Annotated in this window: 18 protein-coding genes; 16 read left to right on the forward strand and 2 right to left on the reverse strand. The window is 26.1% G+C overall.

Annotated features, from left to right (window positions below; genetic code table 11):
* Positions 1 to 241: 241 nt before the first annotated feature.
* The 5 genes from Q1J78_RS02960 to Q1J78_RS02980 all read left to right on the forward strand — a co-directional run bounded on the left by Q1J78_RS02960 (position 242) and on the right by Q1J78_RS02980 (position 8,652).
* A complete protein-coding gene (locus tag Q1J78_RS02960) occupies positions 242 to 1,228 on the forward strand; it encodes a C40 family peptidase (protein ID WP_300278077.1) in 987 nt (328 codons plus the stop codon).
* 574 nt (positions 1,229 to 1,802) lie between these two features.
* Positions 1,803 to 3,173: a peptide MFS transporter gene (locus Q1J78_RS02965; protein ID WP_300278080.1), complete on the forward strand. Its 1,371-nt coding sequence runs from the start codon at positions 1,803 to 1,805 to the stop codon at positions 3,171 to 3,173.
* Positions 3,174 to 3,255: 82 nt separating this feature from the next.
* A complete protein-coding gene (locus tag Q1J78_RS02970) occupies positions 3,256 to 5,043 on the forward strand; it encodes an aminopeptidase P family N-terminal domain-containing protein (protein WP_300278083.1) in 1,788 nt (595 codons plus the stop codon).
* Between the two features lie 324 nt (positions 5,044 to 5,367).
* Positions 5,368 to 6,333, forward strand: coding sequence for a C40 family peptidase (locus tag Q1J78_RS02975; protein WP_300278086.1), 966 nt, complete (start codon positions 5,368 to 5,370; stop codon positions 6,331 to 6,333).
* 195 nt (positions 6,334 to 6,528) lie between these two features.
* Positions 6,529 to 8,652 (forward strand): family 10 glycosylhydrolase, encoded by a 2,124-nt coding sequence (locus tag Q1J78_RS02980; protein ID WP_300278089.1) that lies wholly within the window; start codon positions 6,529 to 6,531, stop codon positions 8,650 to 8,652.
* 98 nt (positions 8,653 to 8,750) lie between these two features.
* On the opposite strand, the gene Q1J78_RS02985 is transcribed toward Q1J78_RS02980, so the two are convergent.
* Positions 8,751 to 10,073 carry an LCP family protein gene (locus tag Q1J78_RS02985; protein WP_300278092.1) on the reverse strand — a complete coding sequence of 441 codons (1,323 nt, stop codon included), beginning with the start codon at positions 10,071 to 10,073 and terminating at the stop codon, positions 8,751 to 8,753.
* A 176-nt stretch (positions 10,074 to 10,249) separates the two neighbouring features.
* The gene (locus Q1J78_RS02990) at positions 10,250 to 11,488 is read right to left on the reverse strand and encodes an LCP family protein (RefSeq protein ID WP_300278095.1); all 1,239 of its coding nucleotides are present in this window, start codon (positions 11,486 to 11,488) and stop codon (positions 10,250 to 10,252) included.
* A 254-nt stretch (positions 11,489 to 11,742) separates the two neighbouring features.
* Between Q1J78_RS02990 and Q1J78_RS02995 the strand changes: the two genes are divergently transcribed.
* From Q1J78_RS02995 to Q1J78_RS03045, 11 genes are all read left to right on the forward strand, one after another.
* Positions 11,743 to 12,534 (forward strand): HAD family hydrolase, encoded by a 792-nt coding sequence (locus Q1J78_RS02995; RefSeq protein WP_300278098.1) that lies wholly within the window; start codon positions 11,743 to 11,745, stop codon positions 12,532 to 12,534.
* Positions 12,535 to 13,100: 566 nt separating this feature from the next.
* A complete protein-coding gene (locus Q1J78_RS03000; RefSeq protein ID WP_300278101.1) occupies positions 13,101 to 13,523 on the forward strand; it encodes a hypothetical protein in 423 nt (140 codons plus the stop codon).
* 163 nt (positions 13,524 to 13,686) lie between these two features.
* A complete protein-coding gene (locus tag Q1J78_RS03005; RefSeq protein WP_300278104.1) occupies positions 13,687 to 14,766 on the forward strand; it encodes an N-acetylmuramoyl-L-alanine amidase family protein in 1,080 nt (359 codons plus the stop codon).
* A gap of 44 nt (positions 14,767 to 14,810) precedes the next feature.
* Positions 14,811 to 16,604 carry an N-6 DNA methylase family protein gene (locus tag Q1J78_RS03010; RefSeq protein ID WP_300278107.1) on the forward strand — a complete coding sequence of 598 codons (1,794 nt, stop codon included), beginning with the start codon at positions 14,811 to 14,813 and terminating at the stop codon, positions 16,602 to 16,604.
* A 24-nt stretch (positions 16,605 to 16,628) separates the two neighbouring features.
* The gene (locus Q1J78_RS03015) at positions 16,629 to 17,834 is read left to right on the forward strand and encodes a patatin-like phospholipase family protein (RefSeq protein WP_300278110.1); all 1,206 of its coding nucleotides are present in this window, start codon (positions 16,629 to 16,631) and stop codon (positions 17,832 to 17,834) included.
* Between the two features lie 291 nt (positions 17,835 to 18,125).
* On the forward strand, positions 18,126 to 18,386 hold the full coding sequence (locus tag Q1J78_RS03020) for an HPr family phosphocarrier protein (protein WP_300278112.1): 261 nt from the start codon (positions 18,126 to 18,128) through the stop codon (positions 18,384 to 18,386).
* Positions 18,387 to 18,424: 38 nt separating this feature from the next.
* Positions 18,425 to 20,137: a phosphoenolpyruvate--protein phosphotransferase gene (gene ptsP, locus Q1J78_RS03025; protein ID WP_300278115.1), complete on the forward strand. Its 1,713-nt coding sequence runs from the start codon at positions 18,425 to 18,427 to the stop codon at positions 20,135 to 20,137.
* 180 nt (positions 20,138 to 20,317) lie between these two features.
* The gene (locus Q1J78_RS03030) at positions 20,318 to 21,145 is read left to right on the forward strand and encodes a hypothetical protein (protein ID WP_300278118.1); all 828 of its coding nucleotides are present in this window, start codon (positions 20,318 to 20,320) and stop codon (positions 21,143 to 21,145) included.
* Positions 21,146 to 21,510: 365 nt separating this feature from the next.
* Positions 21,511 to 22,257, forward strand: coding sequence for a zinc ribbon domain-containing protein (locus Q1J78_RS03035; protein ID WP_300278121.1), 747 nt, complete (start codon positions 21,511 to 21,513; stop codon positions 22,255 to 22,257).
* A 178-nt stretch (positions 22,258 to 22,435) separates the two neighbouring features.
* The gene (locus tag Q1J78_RS03040) at positions 22,436 to 22,645 is read left to right on the forward strand and encodes a hypothetical protein (RefSeq protein WP_300278124.1); all 210 of its coding nucleotides are present in this window, start codon (positions 22,436 to 22,438) and stop codon (positions 22,643 to 22,645) included.
* A 49-nt stretch (positions 22,646 to 22,694) separates the two neighbouring features.
* Entirely contained in the window at positions 22,695 to 23,117 is a 423-nt protein-coding gene (locus tag Q1J78_RS03045) for a hypothetical protein (RefSeq protein ID WP_300278127.1), read from the forward strand.
* Positions 23,118 to 23,166 lie beyond the last annotated feature (49 nt).

The following is a 23,166-nucleotide window of genomic DNA, read 5'->3' on the forward strand; positions in this document are numbered from 1 at the left end:
AAAAAATGATATAGTAACAAAATATGATACAAAATAAATTTCAAATTGTTACTTTTATAGTGGCTAAATTTCAACAATAATATCAAAAAGTATCAAAAAATAACAGAAAAAGTTACAGAAATGTTACAAAAGGTATTGTCTATTATATAAAGCTATGATAGAATATAAAACGTGGAGTTAAATAAAAGTAATTCTACTACATTAACCACTAACTAAAAGGTAAATTTCAGGAGGGCGATTAATGCATTCGTTAAATATAAACAAAAAGATATCAAAAATAATGGCAGCTGTTGTTATAGCTGGTTCACTTACAGTATTCGCAGGAAATAATACAGTAAAAGCTGATGAAATATCAGATATATCAGATGTAGCGATATTAACTGAAGATACAGTAGATGTAACAAGAGCAGCATCTAAAGATGGTTTTGTTAAAGAGGGTAACAAAACTTACTATCGTAAAAATGGAAATAAAGTAAAAGGTTGGGTTGAATCTAACGGTAAAAAATACTATTTCATGAAAGATTACACAATGTCTGCTTCAATGTTTAGAGAAATAGGAAATGTTAAATACTACTTTAAAGCAGATGGAACAATGGCATCTAATGAAATTGTAAAAACATCAGAAGGAATGTTCAGATTCAATGCAGATGGAACAATAGTAAAAGGTGAAGAATATGCGGAAGTTCTAGAATGTGATTTCTTAAATGTAAGAACTGATGCTAATTCTAAATCAGAAGTTTTAGGAAAAATAAATACAGGTGATGTAGTTCAAATATTAAAAGATAAAAATGGATGGTCAGAAATAAAAACTAAAGATGGACTTCAAGGTTGGGTAAATGATGACTATCTTACATCATATGAAGTAAATGCAAAAATACAAAAAGTAATAGCTGTAGCAAAAGCTCAGATGGGTAAACCATACAGATGGGGAGCAACAGGACCAAACTCATTTGACTGTTCAGGATTAATGCAGTATTCATTTAAAAATGGAGCAAATGTATCTCTTCCAAGAGTATCTAGAGAACAGGCAACAGTAGGTAAAAAAGTTTCTAAAGCTGAATTATTACCAGGAGATTTAGTATTCTTTGGTAGAGGTGGAACTATAACTCATGTTGGTATGTACTTAGGAAATGATCAGTATATACATGCACCACAGACTGGTGATGTTGTTAAAATAAGTAGATTATCAGCAAGAACAATGGCAACAGCAAGAAGAGTTATACAATAGTAAATATTTAAATAAAATAATTATAGAACGCTAATAAGCGTTCTTTTTTTATGTGTTTTTATAATACAGTGGATAAGGTATAAAGTTAAAAAATATATAAAAAAATAATTATATAAAAATCATATAAAAATAAATGAGGAAAACGTATTATTGAAATAATATTATAAAAAATAGTGAAAATTAATAAAAAAAAATTATAATTAATGTCAAATTTAACTTTGAAAAGCAATAAAAATATAAAACATAAATTCAAAAAAAATCAGAATATTTTAAAGGATTTTATATATAAAGTAAATAAAAGAATGAAAAATTGAGGAAAATTGATAAAAAAATAATTTTCTTTGGCGGGAAAACGTAATTTATATTCTATAAATATATTATTTTGAATAATATAATCATATAAATTAATACAAAAATATTATTATAATAAAAAAAGAATTGATATAAAGTTCATTAGAGAGTAAAATAAAAATAGAAAGAGGATAACTACATTAAAAAATAAAGTTTGTTAAAATCTTTCGCAAGTACTGAATTGCAATTATATTTTGCTAAAAAAATAGGAGGGATTTATCTAATGGGAGAAACAAAGAAAAAAGGATATCCAAAGGGATTTTGGGTATGTGGAACAACTGAAATCTTTGAACGTCTTGCATATTATTTAGGTCGTTCATTGATATTAATCTTCGTAACAGCGTCAGTTGCAACTGGAGGATTAGGTCTTTCTAATGCACAAGGTGCAACAATGCAATCATTATTAACAGCATTTGCTTATCTTGGACCATTACTAGGTGGAGTTATAGCAGATAGATATATAGGTGGTCGTTATACTACTCCAGTAGGTATGGTAATAGTTGGTATAGGTTATTGGTGTGGATCAATTGCTAAATCACCAGCAATGGTTTATGTTATGATACTTTGTGTAAGTGTTGGTCTTGGATTATATAAAACTGGTGCTTTAATCGGTCGTATAATAACTGATAAAGATCAAATAGACTCAGCATTCTCTATACGTTATACACTTGTTAATGCAGGTGCATTCGTAGGTACTTTCTTAGTAGGTATACTTTATAAAGATGTATTTGCTAAAAATGGAATATTAGGTTTTGCTCCTTGTTTTAAATTAGCAGCTATAGCAATGTGGCTAGGAGCTATATGGTTTATGTTAGGTGCTCGTTACATGGGCGAAATAGGTAAAAAACCATTCAAACTTGAAAAAACAGCAGAAGAACTTGAAAGAGAAAAAGAAGAAAAAGCTAATAAAAAAGAAGCAAGTAATGAACCTCTTACTAAAGTTGAAAAGAAAAGAATTGCTGCTATATTCCTTGTAGCTGGTTTCTCAGTTATATTCTGGATATTCTGGAACTTAGCTTATTTACCAGTTTACTATTATTGGACTCAGCATATGAACTGGGTTGTTGCAGGATATGAAGTACCAACTACTTGGTTTGATGCTGCAAACTCTATGTTCTGTGTAATACTTGGACCTTTAACAGCTATGTTATGGAGAAAATTAGCTGCTAGACCTCAAGGTGATATGAGTTTATTCAAAAAAACAGGTGTAGGTATAGGAATATTAGGTGTATCTTATATATTCTTTGCTGTTTTAGATATAGCTCGTGGTGGAGCTAAAATAAGTGTTCTTTGGTTATTAATATTTGCATTCTTACTAACATTAGGTGAAATGTTCTTCTCACCATTAGGACATGCATTTATAAGTAAATACTCTCCAAGCCGTTTCTTATCAACAATGATGGCTGTTTGGGGAATAGCAACATTTATATCTTCATTATTATATGGACCAATATTTGCAAAAACATTTGAAGGAGGATTTAAATTCTCTCATGTATGTATAGGTATAGCTGTAATAGCATTTATATCTGCAGTGGTTCTATTTGCACTAGATAAGAAATTATCTAAATTAGTTGAAGAAGATGAAGAAGCTTAGAAAATAAAAGGATTATAAAAAAGCTACTTCAAATTTATGAAGTAGCTTTTTTTAATAATTTTAAATAGGGAGGAAAAATAGGGTGAACGTTAAACAAAGAATAGAAAAACTTCGTGAATTAATGAAAGAAAATAATATAGATTTATATGTAGTACCAACATCAGATTTCCATCAGACAGAATATGTTGGAGAACATTTTAAAGCAAGAAAATTTATAACAGGATTTACAGGATCAGCAGGTACTGCAATAATAACTCTAGAAGAAGCTAGATTATGGACTGATGGTAGATATTTTACACAGGCAGAAAAACAGTTAGAAGGTTCAGGAGTTGAACTTATGAAAATGGCTGAGCCTGGTGTACCTACAATAAATGAATATTTAAAAAATACAATAGTAGAAGGAAATTGTTTAGGTTTTGATGGTAGAGTTGTAGCTATGGGAGATGGACAAAGCTATGAAGAGATAGTTAAATCTAAAAATGCTACAATAAAATATGAAGTAGATTTAATAGATGAAGTATGGACTGATAGACCTGCATTATCAGAAAAACCAGCTTTTAAACTAGATGAAAAATATGCTGGAGAAAGTGCAGAAAGCAAAATAAATAGAATTCGTGAATATATGAAAAATTGTGGTGCAACATATCATACAGTAACTACTATAGATGATATATGTTGGACATTAAATATGCGTGGAGATGATATAGAATTCTTCCCATTAGTTTTATCATATATGGTAGTTACAATGGACAAAGTTGATTTATATGTAGATGAAAATAAATTAACTGATGAAATGAAAAAAGAATTTGATGAAATAAATGTATTTGTTCATCCATATAATGATGTTTATGAAGATACTAAAAAAATACCAGCAGGAGAAACTATACTTGTAGACCCTGCAAGATTAAATTATGCAATATATAGTAATATTCCTGAAGGTGTAGCTAAAGTTGAAGAAAGAAATCCAGAAGTTTTATTTAAAGCTATGAAAAATGATGTTGAAGTAGAAAATATGCGTAAAGCACAAATAAAAGATTCTATAGCACATATCAAATTTATGAAATGGGTTAAAGAAAATGTAGAAAAAATGGAAATAACTGAAATGAGTGCTGCTGAAAAATTAGATGAATTCAGAATGGAGTTAGGTAATTTCATAAGACCAAGTTTTGAACCTATATCAGCATATGCAGATCATGCAGCTATGATGCATTACTGCTCAAGTCCAGAAACTGATGTAAGACTTAGAGAAGGAAGTGTCTATTTAACAGATACAGGAGCAGGATTCTGGGAAGGATCAACAGATATAACAAGAACATTTGTACTTGGAGAAGTATCAGATGAAATAAAAGAACATTTCACTTTAGTAGCTATGTGTAATTTACGTCTTGCAAATGCTACTTTCTTACAGGGATGTACAGGAATGAATTTAGATATATTAGCAAGAAAAGCTCTATGGGAAAGAGGTTTAGATTATAAATGTGGTACAGGACATGGTATGGGATACTTATTAAACATACATGAACCACCTACAAACTTTAGATGGAGATATAGAGCTGGAGATACTCATCCTATGGAACCAGGAATGATATTAACTGATGAGCCAGGTATATATATAGAAGGTTCTCATGGTATACGTTTAGAAAATGAACTACTTGTTTGTATGTCAGATAAAAATGAATATGGACAATTTATGAATTTTGAAACTATAACTTATATACCATTTGATTTAGATGGAATTGTTCCAGAAGTTATGAATAGTGACGATATAAAATACTTAAATGCATATCATAAAACAGTATTTGAAAAAATATCTCCTTATTTAAATGAAGAAGAAACTGAATGGTTAAGAAAATATACAAGAGAAATATAATTTAAAGAAAGACCTATTTGATATATAAATCAAATGGGTCTTTTGTATTAATCGTAATATAGGAAATTGTTACATAAAATTCAACATATGTAACTTTTTATATTTATAAACATATAAAAATAGCAAAAATGACATAAAAACATAGAAAATAGTATATTTTTTTGTTAAATACGGGTTAAAAGTTACAAAAAAGTTACAAAAATGTTACAAAAACCTTGTATACTTGTAACCATTATGTTACAATTGGAAATGTAGTAAGAGGAACTACAAAAAATGATTTATAAATACCCACTATCTATAGATCATAATTGAGGAGGTTGATTAATGACAAAGATATTTAGAAATAAGTTTTTCGCAAGACTTATGGCTGCGGTTATGATATCGGGAGCGATAATAGTAACAAATGCAGATACACAGATAAGTGCAGAAGAAATAGGTGATATAAAAGCAATAGAAATTGGTGAAACAAGGACTTCTGCAAAAGATGGAGTAAAATTAGAAAATGGAAAATATTATTACTATAGAAATGGTGTTAAAGAAAAAGGTTGGAAAGAGAAAGATGGAAATAGATACTATTTCTTAAACGATTACTCTTTAGCAACTAGTATGTGGAGAACGATTCAAGGTAAAACATATTACTTTAATGCTAGAGGAGAAATGGTAAAAAATAGCTTTAGAGATGTTAGAGGTACTCTATATAAATTTGGAGCTGATGGCGTTGTTTCTCCTAATAAAGTAGGAAAAATTTTAAAATGTGATTTTTTAAATGTAAGAGAATCTGCATCATCAGATGCTAAAGTTATAGAAAAAATATACACAGATGACTATGTTGAAATAAAAGGTTCAAAAAATGGATGGTACAATGTTACAACTGAGAGTGGAAAAACTGGTTGGGTAGGAGCTTCTTATGTTACAATTCCAGAAGCTACAAATTCAAAAGCAGAAGCAGCTATAAAAGTTGCAAAATCAAAACTTGGTAAACCATATAAATGGGGAGCTACAGGACCTAATTCATTCGATTGCTCAGGATTAATGTATTATGCCTACAAGAATGGAGCTAAAGTAACATTACCAAGAACATCTAGACAGCAGTCAAATTTTGGTAAAAAAGTTTCAAAATCAGAATTAAAACCGGGGGATTTAGTATTTTTCGGAAGAGGAAATTCTGTAAGTCATGTAGGAATGTATTTAGGAAATGACCAATATATACATGCACCTCAGACTGGAGATGTAGTAAAAATTAGTAAATTATCATCAAGAAAAATGATAGTTGCAAGAAGGGTTGTTTAAAATAAAAAAGTTTATATCTGTTTATAACAGTTATAATATATACTCTTAACCAATAAATTAAAATTAAATCAAAATGAAAAGAAAAAGCGGTAAATATATGTTTACCGCTTTTTTACATAATTTATGTTTATAATAATCAAAATATATTATAAAATATATAATTAGGAGAAATTAGTACTTAAGAAGGAGGTAAAAATGAAAAGTGTATTAAAAAAAATAGCAACTATAACAATGGCTATGATGTTAGTAATAGGAAGTATTTCTTATAAAAGTACATCATATGCACAAGAAAAAGAAATGAGAGCAGCTTGGGTATCTTCGGTATATAACTTAGATTGGCCCAAAACAAAAAATAATGCATCAAAACAAAAATCAGAATTAATACAGTTAATGGACAAATTAAAAGGATGTGGTATAAATACAATAGTATTACAAGTAAGACCAGAATCAGATGCATTGTATAAATCATCTATAAATCCTTGGTCTAAATATTTAACTGGAACACAAGGTAAAAATCCAGGATATGATCCTTTGGAATTTGCAGTAAGTGAAGCTCATAAAAGAGGAATGGATATACATGCATGGTTTAATCCATATAGAGTTACATCATCAGGTACAGATTTAAATTCACTTGTACCATCTCATCCAGCTAGAAAAAATCCAAGTTGGGTTATAAAATATAATGGAAAAATGTATTATGATCCAGGTAATCCTCAAGTAGTAGACTATATTGTTAGAACAATAAAAGAAGTAGTAGACAATTATAATATAGATGGTGTACATTTTGATGATTATTTCTATCCATCATCATCATTCCCAGATAATGTTTCATATGATAAGTATGGAAAGGGTCAGAATAGAGATAATTGGAGAAGAGAAAATGTAAATACATTATTAAGAAAAGTAAAAGCTGTAGTAAATACTAAAAAAGGATGTGAATTTGGAGTTAGTCCATTTGGTATATGGAGAAATAAATCAACATCTTGTCCAGATGGTTCAGAAACTTCAGGAAGTCAATCATATACAAATATGTATGCTGATTCAAGAACTTGGATAAGAAAAGGATATGTAGATTATATAGTTCCTCAGATTTATTGGCCAATAGGTTTAAAAGTTGCAGATTACTCAAAACTTGTAAAATGGTGGGCAAACGAAGTAAAAGGATATGATGTAGATCTTTACATAGGACAAGGAATATATAAAAAAGGTCAAGAAAGTTATGGCGGACAGAATATAGCTAAAGAAATAAAAAATCAAATAAGTATAAATAAAAAATACGATACTGTAAAAGGTAGTATGTATTTCTCAGCTAGAGATATAGTGAATAATAGCAATATATATAATGACTTAAAGAGTATGTATGGCTCATACAATGGAAGTCAAAATCAATCAAATACAAAATTACCACAAGTTACAGAAATTCTAGGAAGAGATAGATATGATACAGCTATAAAAATAAGTAAAAAGGGTTGGAATTCATCATCTAAAGTTGTAATAGTAAATGGATATAATGAGCTAGAAGGAATAATAGCAAATCCACTTGCATCTGTATATAATTCACCTATACTTTTAGTTGATAATAGCAAAGTAAAAAATGAAGTACTATCAGAAATAAAAAGATTAAATCCATCAGAAATAGTTATATCAGGAGTTAATAATTCAATAAGTAGTGTATCAGAAAATATTATACACAATGCTGTTCCTAATGCTAAAATAAAAAGAATTTCTGGAACAGATATTTCAGATTTATCTATGAATATAGCAAAAGAAATAGACTGTTTAAAAAATGTAAATAAAATTTATATAGCTGGTGAAAAAGGTGAAGCAGATGCTTTATCAATAGTATCAAAAGCAGCAGAAGAAAAAGCTCCTATAATAGTGACAAATAAAAATTACATAAATTCAAATGTGAAAAATTGGATATCATCAAATGATATTAAAACAGCATATTTTTTAGGTGGAGATGAAGTTTTATCAAATAATATACTAAATGAAATAAATTCTATAGTATCAGAAAATGTTTTAAACAACAGAATTGGTGGTGCTAATAGGAATCAGACTAATGCTAGAGTTATAAAAAAATTATATACTCAAAATGAATATAATACTGTATTTGTTACGAAAAATAGACCACTTGTAGATGCAATAAGTGTTGGTGCTTATGCAGCAAGAACTAAATCACCTATAGTAATAGCGGGACAATCTTTAGATACAGAACAAATAAATATACTTAATTCTAAAAAATCAAATTGTGTATTTAGAATTGGTGGAGGAATAGTTAATTCTAGTTTTAATAAAATTTTAGAAAGCTTAAAATAGAGAAGAGATTAAATTATTAAAAGAAATATAATAATAAAAAATCCTATGAAATTAAATTTCATAGGATTTTTTTATTACGACACATAATATACAAATTTTTATTTTATATATTCCTTATCATCAAATATAAAATCTTGTAGTATTTTTACTGATCTTTCATCAAATCTTATAACCCAACCAGCATTTTTATATTTACCTTCTATAGAATACGGTGAATCTGTTATAGGGAATTCAAACTGTTTTATATTTAAAGTTCCCATTCGTATAATAGACATACCTAAAGATACAATTTCTGTTGTCTTCATATTAGTTTTTAAATAAGGAAGAACAGCATTTAACAGTTTAGGATACTGCCATATGGATATTGATTTAACACCAGAGAAAACAGCTTGAACAACATCTCTTTGACGACGATCTCTTTCAAAAGCTGAGTCATTTTTTCTTATACGAGCAAATGATAAAGCTTGATATCCATTTAAAACTTGTCTTCCTGGAGAAGTTATAAGTTGCATCTCTTTAGATTTATCTTTATACCAATAATATGTTTCTGGAATAAACTTATTAAGCTCATTTAATTCAGAATCTTTTACATCAACAGTTACACCACCAATTGCATCAATAATGTACATAAATGATTCGAAATTAACCAAAGCATAATTATGTATATCAATACCAAAATTATCTTCTATAGTTTGAGTTAAAAGTTCTACTCCTCCATAGTAATATGCATGTGTAAGTTTTGTATTGCCATGACCAGGAACATTAACATAAGAATCTCTAGCTAATGATGTAAGCTTTAAAGATTTATGAATAGTGTCTATGGTAAAAATCATCATAGTATCAGTTCTAGAGTCTTTTTCGCCAGCTCTAGCATCAGATCCAAGAAGAAGTATATTGGTGATACCTTTTTTATTTATATGAGTTATATTATCAAATACTCCACTTGCAATAGTAGGATCATATGCATCAGCTACTTTTTTTACAAAAGATATAGCACTTATAGTTGGGAAAGCTAAAACAAGAATAAGTATTAAAACTATTATTCTTTTTATTTTTAATTTTTTTCTTCTTTTTCTTTCTAAATTTCTAGCATGTCTAGCAGAACTACTATTTCTTGAAGAAGTATTATTTGATTTTTGTCTATTTTTATTTCCGTCAGAAAAACTTATATTATTAAGACTAGGGTTTATAGGATCTTTTTTAGAAGTCCTATTTGAAGCACTTATATTTTTTTTGCTAGTTCTTCTTTGAGGAGTTCTGTTATCAGAACTTCTTCTAATATTGCTGTTTAAAGAGCTATTTCTACTAGAAGATCTTTGAACATTATTAGCATTATTTGAGCGTGAAGAACTAGTAGATTTAGATGAAGACGTGCTAACCCTTCTTATTTTGTTAGACGTACTATTTTTTTTGTCTGGCAAAATAAACCCTTCTTTCTAAAATTAAATATAAAACTTATAAATACTTAGATTAAGAATATATAAGTTACTTTTCTATTATATTAAAGAGTTGCAAGTAATTCAAGTGAATATATTGTTATATTTTATATGCTTTTATAATATAAAAAACCCTCTGAATTAATCAGAGGGTAAAATTACTATTCTAAAGTTTCTCCACTATCTGAGCTACTAGAGTCATCTGAATTAGAATCACTAGAATCATTAGAACTAGAATCACCTGAACTAGAGTCATCTGAATCAGAATTACTAGAGTTGCTAGAATTTGAATGGTGAGAAGAACTATTTGAACTATTAGAATGATAATTGTCATTATCATCATCATAACTATTGTCATTATCATCATCATTACTTGAATAACGAGAAGATGTTTCTTCTTCATATTTTGTTCGACCATATTGTTTTTCGGCATTTTTAATAAGTTCTTTTGTAGGAACTATATCTTTAAATATAAAATCATGAAGTATATCAACTTCATATTCTTCAAATGGTATAACATAACCAGCTTTTCCAAGTCTTACTTCATATTCAGGATGAAGTGGGAATTGAAGAGAAGTTATATTAAAGTTTCCTATGAAAAGAACATCTTTAGCAAGACCTAAAATAGTCGAAGGAGACATATTAGTTTTTACATATGGAAGTACAGAATTCATAAGATCATTATATTTTGAAATAGGAAGACCTTTTAATTTTTTTACCATAGCCTCTATAACTTGTCTTTGTCTACTGTCTCTTTCCATAGTACCATCATTTTTTCTAATACGAGCAAATGATAAAGCCTGATAAGCGTTTAAATTTTGTCTACCGGCTTTAGTGACATATTTTATTTCGCCTTTATCTTTATGATTGTACCAACTATATGTTTCGTTTATAAATTTATTTAATTCTTTTAGTTCACTTTCTTGAACATCTACAACTACGCCACCAAGGACATTTATTATATCCATAAATGAATAAAAATCAACCTGAGCATAATCATGAATATCTAATTTAAAGTTTTCTTCTATAGTCTCAATAAGTAAATCTGCTTTTCCATAAAAATAAGCATGAGTCAACTTCTGTTTACCGTGACCAGGTATATCTACATAAGTATCACGTCCAAGAGATGTAAGTTTAAGACTCTTATTTTTATTGTCGACAGTAAGAATCATCATAGCATCGGATCTTTGAGCATTTTCACCAGGTCTACCATCTGTACCAAGAAGAAGAATATTTGTTATGTTCTTATCGTTTTTATGATTTAGATTTTCTAAAGCATCGAATGCTGAATCGGTGTCTTGAACAGTTTTCAATCTACTGTAAACATAACCAAAAACACATGTTGGAAAAGCTATTACAAGAACAGACAGAACAATAACTAGTTTTTTTAGTCTAGACAAAAAAATCCCTTCTTTCTTAACCTATCATATTACTTAGTTTAATTATTTAGTTTATAAATTTTATAAAAAGATTATAAAATCATCTTATAATTATATTAGAATATCGAGAAATATTCAATAGATTTTAGCTTTTTATATTATATTATTCGAATTAAATGTAATTAATAATATTTTTATTCAATTAAAATTCTTGAAAAATCTATTTATCTAGAGTATATTAAAGAATGGCTAAAAAAGTAAATTGGAGGAATAAAATGATAAAACTTATTGTGACTGATTTAGATGGTACAATATTAGATAATAGTGGTAATCTTAATGAAGAATTTGAAGCTGTCTTTAATGAAATTGATAAAAAAGGAATAATATTTATGGCTGCAAGTGGAAGACAATACCCTAGCCTTCTTAGAACATTTGAATCAGTAAAAGACAAGATGATGTACATAGCAGAAAATGGTACTTTTGCAGTATATAAAGGGAAAGAATTATTATGTGATCCTATTGATAAAGAAAGTGTAAATGAAATAATAGATTTTGCAAGAAAATCAAAAACAATGGAAATCCTTGTAAATACTAAATATACAGCCTATGTAGAGTGTAAGGATGAAGAATTTTTAGAAACATTAAAAATTTATTGTGCAGATGTAACAGTAGTTGATGATTTAAAAGAAGTTAATGAAGAAATTTTAAAAGTGTCTATATATGATAGAGAGCTTATAATAAACAATTGCAAACCTTATTTTGATAAATTTGGTGAAAGAATGAGTGTTTGTACATCTGGAGAACATTGGTTAGATATAATGAAAAAAGGTGTTACAAAAGGAAAGGCTTTAGAGACGATAAAAAAAGAATATGGATTAAAAGATGATGAAATAATGATATTTGGAGATCAAATGAATGATTTAGAACTTATAGAGTGTGGGTACTATAGTTATGCTATGGAAAATGCTATTGATGAATTAAAAGAAAAGGCTAGATTTATAGCTGGAAGAAATGATGAAAATGGAGTATTGGAAAAGATAAAAGAAGTTTTAGATATAACTATATAAAAAATAAAAAATTACATAAAATAAAGTAAAAGACTTAGGTATTTAATAATTATATCTAAGTCTTTTTATTATAAAAATTATTTTTAGTATTACATATTAAATTAATCTTGAAAATATGCATTAAATGATAAAATATATTCAAATTCAATATATAAAATAGTATAAATTGTAAATTATAAAATATATTACCATACATATAGTTAAAAAAATAACTATTTTTAAAATATAAAATATGAAAAAAATAAAAAAATAATAAAAATGGATACAACTTATAACAAAGATGTAGGTTGTTGAATAAATAAAGATTATTCAGAAAATTTATAAAATAAATATTATTATGACTTGAAAGATAAGTCAAAGAGAGAATTTTTCTTGTAAAAATGGATAAAAATGGATATTTTACCTAATTATTAAAATTGTATAAAAAAATAAAAAAATTTATTACAATTTATCGAAAAAGGCTTTACTTTTTGGAATATTTTTGTTAAACTATAATCAAAGAAAAAGATAAATAAATATCAAACAAGATTTAAAATATATTGTTTATATAAATGGAGGGGACAGTTATGAAAAAGCTAAAAGTAAAAAAAATATTAGTATCAGCAATTACAGCAGTGGTATTAGCATCAGGAGTTGGTCTTCAAGGTGTTAGTGCAATGGAAAGAGTAAGTGAAAATACTAATTATCTAAAGCCAATAATAACATCAAGACCTTCAGATTTAAAAGAAGCAGACAAAAATACAATAAAAATATCTTTAGATATTGATGAAATGAGTCCAATAATAACATCAAGAAATTTTATTAAAGAAGAAATAAAAAATGATGATTTAGAATTAAATAAAGTAGCTGAAAAAGATATAATGAATCCAATAATAACATCAAGAGATTTTATTAATAAGGAAGAAAAAATGGATATAAAAACAACAGCATCAAATTATGATGTTATGAATCCAATAATAACATCTGAAACTATCTTATCTCACAAATAGAGAGACAATATAAATTAATCCCAAAAGACTTATAATTTTAAAAAAGCAGGTTATATAACCTGCTTTTTTAATGCTTTAAATGAAAAATGATAAAATCGATTTCGTTGAAAAAAATTTTATTAAATGCTAGAATAATAAGGAATACAGAGAAAAAGGTGATACTATGACAACGAATAATAATAGTAAAAAATCAAAAAAAAGTAATGTTATATATATAGACAGAAAAAGAAATGAAAAAGTAAATACAAATAAAAATAATTTATCTAAAAAAAGCAAAGAACAAAAGAAAAATAATAATTTAAATAAAAATCATAATAAAGAAAAAGAAAATTCAAACAAAACAAAAAATAATAATTTAAAACAAAAATCAAGTCATAAAAAAATAAATAATAAGAAAAATAATTCAAAAAAAGTAAGTAATAACACAAAAAAAGATAATAATCCACAAAAACATAAAAGTAAAAAATTGAGAATAAATAAAAAAATAAAAATAATTTTATCAATATTATTAGTAATAATAGTAGTATTTTTTGGAACAAAAGGTGTACAAAAAATAATGAATAAAGATACAAAATCTAGTGTAAGTATATCAAATACTAAAGATAATGAAAGTTTAGATAAAAATGAGATTGAGAAAAACCAATATGATTTAAAAGATGAAAAAAAAGATGTTTCAAAAAAATATAATATAGTAATAGATGCAGGTCATGGTGGTAATGACAAAGGTTCTATAGATAGCACTGATACAATATATGAAAAAGATATAGCTCTTCAAATAGCGAAAAAAGTAGCATCTAGACTAGGAAGAGAATCAGATGTAAATATAACTATGACAAGAACAGAAGATAAGTATGTAAGTTTAGAAGAAAGAGCAGAAATAGCTAAAAGAGCAAATGCAGATGCATTGATATCTATACATCTAAATGCTCAAAAAAAATTTGGAGATGCAAATGGATTAGAAACATGGTATAGAGGAGGAGCTACAGATGGATCTAAAGAACTTGCAGAATCAGTGCAACAAACTACATCAGCATATATAGATATAATGAATAGGGGTATTTTACAAAACAACTTTGAAATTTTAAGAGAAACTACAATGCCAGCAGTTTTAGTTGAATGTGGATTTATAACTAATGTATCTGATATGGAAAAAATTAAAAATAATAAATATCAGGATATGCTAGCTGAAGGTATAATGCAAGGAACGCTTTCATTTTTAGATAAGAAAAATGGAAAAAACTAATGTAAAATAAATAAAATATATTTACTTATTTTGAGGTAATTGTTATGGATAAATTTGAAGATTCTAGAATATACGAAAAAAGTTTAGATATAGAAAAAAGAAAAAGATATGGAATATATTATACACCAAAAGAAGTAGTAGAATATATTGTAGATGATACTATAAAAGATATTGATGTAATAGAAAATCCATGTCCAAAAATTTTAGATTCATCATGTGGTTGTGGAAACTTTTTATTAGAAGTATTCGAAAAATTAAAGATTAAATTTATTAAAAACTCAGATAAACTATTAGAAAAATATAATAATGATATATTTAAAGAAGAAAATATACCTAAATATATTCTCGAAAACTGTATCTATGCTACTGATATAGATAAAAAAGCAGTTGAAATTGCTAAAAAATTATTATTAGAAAAAGCAAATATAGAAAGAAATGAAAATGTAAAATTAAATATATATATAGAAGATGGGTTAAAAATAAAATGGAATACTAAATTTGATGTAATAATAGGAAATCCTCCATATGTAGGACATAAACATCTAACAAAAGAATATAAAGAATTTATATTAGAAGAATACAAAGATGTTTATAAAGATAAATCAGATTTATATTTTTGCTTTTATAAAAATTCATTAGATATATTAAAAGACAATGGTGTAATACATCTTATAACGCCAAGGTATTTTTTAGAAAGTATGTCAGCATTTCTTTTAAGAGAATATATACAAAAAAATGCTGAAATAGAAGAATTAATAGATTTTTTAGGGGATGAAGTTTTTACTTATATAGGGATATCTGCTTGTATAATAAAAATGAGAAAAAAAGGATATGGAATAGAAAAAACTAATATTTATAGAAAAAAATCAGATAAATATGTATGTATGAAGAAAAGAAAAAGTGAGATATCAATAAAAGAATTAAAAGAAAAAGATGAGATTTTTGAAAGGCTAATAATAGATACAGAAAAATTACAATCCAACTGGATTATAGCTAATGAAAAAGATATGGATTTATATTTAAAAATAGAAGAAAAAGCAAAATATAGATTATCTGATATAGCTGAGAGTTTTCAAGGAATAATAACTGGATGTGATAAAGCATTTATTCTAAAAAAAGATGACGATAGAATTAAAAATATAGACAGTAAACTATTAAAACAATGGGTAAAAAATAAAGATATAGATAAATATGTAATAAAAAATATAAATTATAAATTAATATATTCTAATGATATAGATAATGATGAAGAATATGATTATGCTTTAGAAACATGTATAAAACCATATAAAAAAAAGTTAGAAAATAGAAGAGAATGCTTAAAAGGTATAAGAAAGTGGTATGAATTACAATGGGGAAGAGAAAAAAAGCTTTTTGAAAGAAAAAAAGTTATGTATCCTTATAAATCTAGAGATAATAAATTTGCACTAGATTATGATAATTTATATAGTAGTGCAGATGTATATTCTTTTTATCTTAAAGAAGAATGTGAAAAGATTTTTTCTTATGAATATATAGTAGCATTATTAAACTCATCTATTTATGATAGGTATTATAAAATAGGTGCGAAAAAGATGAGTAGAGGAATTTATGATTATTATCCAAATAAAGTTATGGATATAAAGATTTTAAAAGGAGATAATTATAAAAAAATAGAAAATTATTCTAAAAAAATTATGGAAAAAAAAGATGATATATTAGATAATATAAATAATAGCATTCAAAAAAGTACATTAGAAAAAGAAAAATATTTATTAGAAAATAAAAAAAAATCTGATGAAATAAAAGAGTTAATAAAAGATATAGACTTATTAATAGAAGAAGATATTTTTAATTAACGCTTTATAAAAAAGAGGTGTATTATGAGAGGTCTAGTTCTTGAAGGTGGTGGAACAAAAGGTTCATATCAAATAGGAGCATATAAAGCTTTAAATGAGATGGGCATGGATTTTCAAGGAATTACAGGCTCATCAATAGGAGCATTAAATGGAGCTTATATAGTACAGGGTGATATAAAAATAATGGAAGAAATATGGCTTGAATACGATTATAAGCATTTTATAAATGTTGATTTTGAAACATATGAAAAGTTAAAAGATATAGATACTAACATGAAACAGATGAATCAAATATTTTCTCTTATAAAAAAATCATTTAAAGAAAATGATGGAATAGATATTACTCCACTAAGAGAGATGTTAGAAAAGACTTTAGATGAAGAAAAGATAAGAAATAGAGGTATTGATTTTGGAATGGTAACTATGTACATTGATAAAAAATTAAATCCACAATCATTATTTTTAGAAGATATAGAAAAAGGTAGGTTAGTTGATTATTTAATAGCCAGTGCAAGTTTACCAATTTTTAAAATGAATATAATGGATAATAAGTTGTATGTGGATGGTATGTTTGTAGATAACTTACCAATAGGAATGTTAGAAAAAAAGGGATATAAAGATATAGTTGCTATTAGAATACAAGATAATTTACAAGGTACTATGAGTATAAGAAAGCATAATGACTTAAATTTAACTGTAGTATATCCATCAGAATATTTGGGTGGATCTATGAATAAGGATAGAGATCATATACAAAAAAATATAAATTTAGGTTATTTGGATACTATGAAAACTTTTGGTAAATATGATGGCGTTAGATTTTATTTTAGAAATACAGAAAATATTACAGAAGATTTATGTTTTGAAAAGATAAGAAGAATTTCTAAAAAAGATATAGAATTTTTATGTAAAGTCTTAAACATAAGAAGAAACCCTGACTTAAGAACATTGATGGAAGTTATTGTACCTAAAATTGGAGAAGTATTAAATTTACCAAAATCTTTTTCATATAAAGATTTATATTTGTCTTTGTATGAAAATATACTAGAAAAAAATAATAAAAACAGAATAAAAGTTTACGATGTGAACTCTGTAATAAAAGATGCATATAACAATTTATATTTTGATTATAAAAATTATAAGAAAAATAACATTAGACTTGCAATACCACAAAGAAATGATTATAAAAAATCAGCAGTTGTAGAGTGTCTAATAAATAATTTTAAATAGTGTATCATATACAACTTTAAACATCATAAATAATTTTTTTTATCAATAAATACAATCAATAAAGTACTTTAAATAAGTTATTAATATATACAAATTGCTAAAAATTAAGTTAAAAAATTTTTTAATAAAATTATTACTGAAAGTAGTCGAAAAAAACAAAATTTAGTAGTATAATATTAAAAGATAGTCGGGTGGGAGCAAATATAATACCGTCGGACGAAAAAAGTCCCACTAAAAAGTGGTAGATATAGATAATAAATAAAATTGAAAATATTTCAGGAGGAATTTAAAATGGAAAAAAAATTAACAGTTGTAAATGCAACAGGATTACACGCTAGACCAGCAGGAATGTTCGTTAAAGGAGCATCTGAATTCAAATCAACAGTAGAAATAGAATCAAATGGTAAAAAAGTAAACGCTAAATCAATAATGGGTGTAATGAGTTTAGGATTATCAAAAGGAACTGAATTTACACTAATAGCTAATGGAGAAGATGAAGAAGCAGCTATAGCTAAATTATCTGAAATGGTTGAATCAGGATTTGGTGAATAAGAATAATATAAATAATCTTTTTTTAGGAGGATATTAATATGTCATTCAAAGGAACTGGAGCATCTCCTGGTGTAGCACTTGGGAAGGCTCTTGTAGTTGAACATAAAGAGCTTGTAATAGAAAAAAAATCAATAACAGATGTAGAAGCAGAAATATCTAAATTAAGAGAAGCTGTCGAAATATCAAAATCAGAACTTGAAAAAGTAAAAGAAAAAGCTGCAAAAGAATTAGGTGAAGAAGAAGCAGAAATATTTGGTGCACATCTTTTAGTTCTTGAAGATCCAGAGTTAACTGGAGCAGCAGAAGCAAAAATAACAGAAGAAAAAGTTAATGCTGATTATGCATTAAATGAAATAAAAGAAATGTTTGTATCTATGTTCGAGTCAATGGATAACGAATATATGAGAGAAAGAGCAGCAGATATAAAAGACGTAACAAATAGAGTTTTAAGACATCTTTTAGGAATAAAAGTTGTAGATTTATCTGCATTAGATGAAGAAGTAGTTTTAATTGCTCACGATTTAACTCCGTCAGATACAGCAACAATGAATAAAAAAATGGTTTTAGGATTCCTTACAAATATAGGAGGAAGAACTTCTCATACTGCTATAATGGCAAGAACACTTGAAATTGCAGCTGTAGTAGGTCTTACTGATATAACAGAAAACGTTAAAGATGGAGATTTTGTTGTATTCAATGGAGATACTGGTGAAGTTATAGTAAATCCAGATGAAGAAACTAAAGCAGTTTATGCAGCTAAAAAAGCAGCATTTGAAGAAGAAAAGAAAGCATTAGAATTATTAAAAGGTAAAGAATCTATAACACTAGATGGTAAAAAAGTTGAATTAGCTGGTAATATAGGTACACCAAATGATATAGAAGGTTTAATAAAAAATGATGCTGAAGGTGTAGGTCTATATAGAACAGAATTCTTATATATGGATTCAGATAAATTACCAGAAGAAGAAACTCAGTTTGAAGCATATAAAGCAGTATTAGAAGGAATGAGTGGAAAACCGATAGTTATAAGAACTCTTGATATAGGTGGAGATAAAAAATTAGATTATCTTCCTCTAGATGAAGAAATGAACCCATTCTTAGGATACAGAGCTATAAGATTATGTTTAGATAGAACTGATATATTTAAAACTCAGTTAAGAGCACTATATAGAGCAAGTGTATATGGAAAATTAAGAATAATGTTCCCAATGATATCTTCATTAGAAGAATTATTAAAAGCTAAAGAAGTAGTTAAAGAAGTACAAGCTGAACTTGATGCAGAAGGTATAGCATACTCTAAAGATGTTGAAATAGGTATGATGATAGAAGTACCATCAGCTGCAATAATATCAGATGTACTTGCTAAACACGTTGATTTCTTCTCAATAGGAACAAACGATTTAATACAGTACACAACAGCTGTTGATAGAATGAATCAGAAAATAAGCTATCTTTATAATCAGTTCAACCCAGCAGTGTTAAGACTAATAAAATTAGTTATAGACAATGCTCATAAAGAAGGAAAATGGGTAGGAATGTGTGGAGAAGCAGCAGGAGATCAAATGATGATACCAATACTTCTTGGATTTGGTCTTGATGAATTCTCAATGTCACCAATATCAATACTTCCAGCTAGAAAATTAATAACTTCTGTTAATGAATCAGATATGAAAAAATTTGCTGAAGAAGTATTAACTATGGGAACAGCAGAAGAAATAAAAGCACACGTTGCAGAAACTTTTTGTAAATAAATATAAATTTATATAAAATAATGGGCGGTATTTATATACTGTCCATTATTTTTTTTCTAAAAGAATAATATATAATTTAATAAAATTTTTACTTAAAAATAATATAGACTTTTTTCTTTAAATACATTAAACTTATATAGGTATAGTAATGTAAATTTTAGTAAGAAAGGAGATTAACTAATGTCAAAAAAAATTAAAATTTTAGTCTTTTGTACAGTTCTTATTACATCAATATTTGCTACAGGTTGTACAAAAGATTTAGAAACAAAAGTTACGGATAAAAATGTTAATGGAATAGTAAGTGATTATACACAAGTATATAAATATTATAATAAATTGAGAGAGGATATACTTTCAGTTGATAAAATAAGACATAAAGGTGGAACTCAAAAATCAGTTGATAAAATAACTAGTAATATAGAAAAGAATTTAACTAAAGTTGAAGGTCTTGAATATAAATATGATAATATTTATAATGCTAATAAATATCTAAAAAAATGTTATAAAGATATAAAAAAAGCAAGTAAAAATACTATATCTAATCATAATAAATACGATAAAGATATAATTAAATTTAAAGAACATTTTTCTGAGTTTAAAAGATATATGGCTCTTGCTAGAAAAGATATAACAAAAGTAAGAGGTATAAATGATGAAGATTCAAGTATTGTTGAAAATAACCAAACTGTAGAAGAAGATCTTGATAATAATGAAAATGACGATAAAAAAGATGCGAATAATATAATAACAGGCGTTGTTGAAGAAGTTAAAAAGCAAAATGAAGCAGAAGAACTAGATTCTGAGTTAGAAACTGCTATAAAAGAAAATGGCTTTCTTTCAGGACAAGAATATAAAGCAAATGGTGGAAAAGAAAACAATATAGAAAAAGAAGCAAAAAAAATGTTTGAAGAACTAGAAAATGATAATCCTATAAAAATAACTCAAAAACCTAAAGCTAAAAGAGTATTTATAGAAGCATTTAAAAATGGATTTAAAGACTATAAATAGATTAATTAAAACATACTTTGATTAAAGTATGTTTTTTTATATGAAAACTCAAAAAACTTCAAAAGGTTACAATTTTTTTTCTGTTAATAAATTGAAATATGATATATAATAAAAAGACAGTATAAAATGAGTAATAAAATTTATTAAAATATGAGAATAAAAATAAATTCATAATAAATAAGCACATAATAGAAAAAGTATTAAAAAACTAGAATATTGTATTAGATTGAAAATATATAGAATTAAAAATCTATCGGTTCCAAATTATAAATAAAAACTAAGCTAATGAAATAGCGAAATGAATAGATAAATATTTTGATAGGTAGGTTTATAATTCAATGCTATCAAACGGAAGGAGTGATTAAATGACTGATTTCTGTCCTAAATGTGGGAAAAAAGCAGAAAAAGATGAAGAACTATGTTCCGTCTGTGGAGAAAAGATAACAAGTTTGTCACAAGATAAAAAAAATAATAGAAAAAATAAAATAAAAACCAATATATTAAATAAAATTATTTTCTTTATATTATTGATTTCTGTATTATATTTGGGAATTGGTGTAACATATAGATATTTTAACGCTGGTAAAAATATAGAGTCAAATAAAAATAATCAAAAATCAGAATTAAAAATATTAAAAGACACTAGTGGTAAATATAAAGAAGATGAAAGTAATACAAATATAAAATCAAAAAAAAATACTGATCTAGAAAAAGTAGAACAGATTGAATCAAAAGAAAAAGCAACAATAAATAAAAAAGAAAAATATTTAAAAATGATGAATAATTTAGATAGCGAAGTTGAAAAAATAGCTAATTCGGAACTAGATGGAGGAGAAGAAAAGTTATTAGATTATACCAGTAAAATCTATAAAAAATACGATACAGTACTAAATATGATATATCAAGAGATATCCTCTAAATTAGATAGTGAAAAAGCACAAGAACTAAAAGAAGATGAGATAGAGTGGATAAATAAAAAAGATGAAATTGCATCTAAAGCAGTTGGTTCTGATAATACAACCGAATCTGAAGAAAATTGGGTATATTTTGATTCTCTTGCTACATCGACAAAAGAAAGATGTTATTATTTAATAAATACATATATGAATTGATTTTGATGATTTATATATAAAAGTTATACTTTATGAATGTTTAAAGATTAATAAATATTATTGACACCATATATATAAAATGATATGGTGTTTTTTATATGTATTGAAAGATATGTTATATTGTAATACAATATAATTTGTGGAATTAAAAGCATTTACAAAAAGGAGAGAGTGTAAAATGAAATGTCAGCGTTGCGGACATCCAATGAAATTTGGAGAAGAAAAATGCAAAAAATGTGGAACTAAGATTAAAAAAGATGAAGAATATTTAAGAATGGAAAAAGAAAAAGAAAAAAATCAAAAAAAAGATCAAATAGCAGTTATATTTTCAGCATGTGTTTTAGTATTTATACTTATATTTGGTTTATATGTAATATTTTTCAAATAAAAATAAATAGGAATTATTTGTAATTTTATCGTAAAAAGGGGAGGATAATATGGCGAAAAAAGTAGTTATGAAAGAAGCAGGACAATGTTCTAAATGTGGTAAAAATATAAAAAATGTAAATAGAAAATTTGATGTCGTAACACCAAGTGGTTTAAAATTAAATTGTTGTTCTAAAAAATGTAGTGAAGATATGAGTTTTTATTATAAAGGATTTAAAAAACAGAGAATAGCTTTATATGCTGAAGTGGCTTTTGGATTAGCTGGTATAATAGCAATACTTTTACAAAATAATAGTCTAGCTCAAATATTTATAATGATAGATTCAATATTATTTTTAGCATTTCCACATGCTACATTTAATCCAAAATCTAGAACATGCTTTGATGAAACAAAAAATCAAAGTAGAAGTATAGCATTATCATTATTATTATTCATAGCAATATGGTATTATTTCTTCGTATTTAAAAAATAATATTTTTATATGGAGTTATATATTATGATATAATCAAAATATAGAAAGA

The organism is Peptacetobacter sp. (assembly GCF_029264495.1).
In the GTDB taxonomy this organism is placed as follows: domain Bacteria; phylum Bacillota; class Clostridia; order Peptostreptococcales; family Peptostreptococcaceae; genus Peptacetobacter.

Bases quoted from the DNA above. Each gene is read 5' to 3' on its own strand.
- Q1J78_RS02975 (WP_300278086.1), top strand. From the start codon at position 5,368: ATGACAAAGATATTTAGAAATAAGTTTTTCGCAAGACTTATGGCTGCG.
- Q1J78_RS03000 (WP_300278101.1), top strand. From the start codon at position 13,101: ATGAAAAAGCTAAAAGTAAAAAAAATATTAGTATCAGCAATTACAGCA.
- Q1J78_RS03015 (WP_300278110.1), top strand. From the start codon at position 16,629: ATGAGAGGTCTAGTTCTTGAAGGTGGTGGAACAAAAGGTTCATATCAA.
- Q1J78_RS02980 (WP_300278089.1), top strand. From the start codon at position 6,529: ATGAAAAGTGTATTAAAAAAAATAGCAACTATAACAATGGCTATGATG.
- Q1J78_RS02960 (WP_300278077.1), top strand. From the start codon at position 242: ATGCATTCGTTAAATATAAACAAAAAGATATCAAAAATAATGGCAGCT.
- Q1J78_RS03010 (WP_300278107.1), top strand. From the start codon at position 14,811: ATGGATAAATTTGAAGATTCTAGAATATACGAAAAAAGTTTAGATATA.
- Q1J78_RS02965 (WP_300278080.1), top strand. From the start codon at position 1,803: ATGGGAGAAACAAAGAAAAAAGGATATCCAAAGGGATTTTGGGTATGT.
- Q1J78_RS02995 (WP_300278098.1), top strand. From the start codon at position 11,743: ATGATAAAACTTATTGTGACTGATTTAGATGGTACAATATTAGATAAT.
- Q1J78_RS03020 (WP_300278112.1), top strand. From the start codon at position 18,126: ATGGAAAAAAAATTAACAGTTGTAAATGCAACAGGATTACACGCTAGA.
- Q1J78_RS03045 (WP_300278127.1), top strand. From the start codon at position 22,695: ATGGCGAAAAAAGTAGTTATGAAAGAAGCAGGACAATGTTCTAAATGT.
- Q1J78_RS03040 (WP_300278124.1), top strand. From the start codon at position 22,436: ATGAAATGTCAGCGTTGCGGACATCCAATGAAATTTGGAGAAGAAAAA.
- Q1J78_RS03030 (WP_300278118.1), top strand. From the start codon at position 20,318: ATGTCAAAAAAAATTAAAATTTTAGTCTTTTGTACAGTTCTTATTACA.
- ptsP (WP_300278115.1), top strand. From the start codon at position 18,425: ATGTCATTCAAAGGAACTGGAGCATCTCCTGGTGTAGCACTTGGGAAG.
- Q1J78_RS03005 (WP_300278104.1), top strand. From the start codon at position 13,687: ATGACAACGAATAATAATAGTAAAAAATCAAAAAAAAGTAATGTTATA.
- Q1J78_RS03035 (WP_300278121.1), top strand. From the start codon at position 21,511: ATGACTGATTTCTGTCCTAAATGTGGGAAAAAAGCAGAAAAAGATGAA.